This is a genomic window from Brevibacillus sp. MCWH (assembly GCF_013096935.1).
GTDB classification, from domain to species: Bacteria; Bacillota; Bacilli; order Brevibacillales; family Brevibacillaceae; genus Brevibacillus; species Brevibacillus aydinogluensis.
Genome location: NZ_SDLF01000173.1, coordinates 1 through 438, shown reverse-complemented (window position 1 = coordinate 438; position 438 = coordinate 1). Strand labels below are relative to the sequence as shown.

Below are 438 nucleotides of genomic sequence, written 5' to 3'. Positions count from 1 at the left end.
GTACTGAGTGAGTGTAATATCATGTGCAAATGTTTTGTTATCCGATCCATCGTTTCTGAAAATTAAAATAGAATCTTTAGGAATAGGCATGTTTCTCAATGGTACCTTAAAATACTTTTGAGTGCCCGAAATTGTTTGTATCTCAATAATGTTTCTTAACCCAAAAATATTTAAATGAACTGTTTTATTTTCAGTAGGAAGACTGCTATTGTTTACAAATTTTAATAGTTGATTAGAAGCTGTTGGGTTATTAATTATAGCCTTAAACAACAATTTATTATTTACAACAAAGTTTACATACTTAGTTTCAGTATCCAAGTTATTTGAAAGACCTAAACTTTGTAAAGATAATTTGTTTTTATGTGTATTTAAAGTAGTTCTGTTTACTGTATATAACCCATATTCTGTATTAGGAATAAAAAATACTGTTATTCTAGC

At 27.2% G+C, this 438-nt stretch carries 1 protein-coding gene; it reads right to left on the bottom strand.

Features of this window, described 5'->3' with window-relative positions; all coding sequences use genetic code 11:
- The coding region (locus tag ETC00_RS19935; protein WP_171567764.1) for a hypothetical protein at positions 1 to 438 on the bottom strand (438 nt) is incomplete at both ends.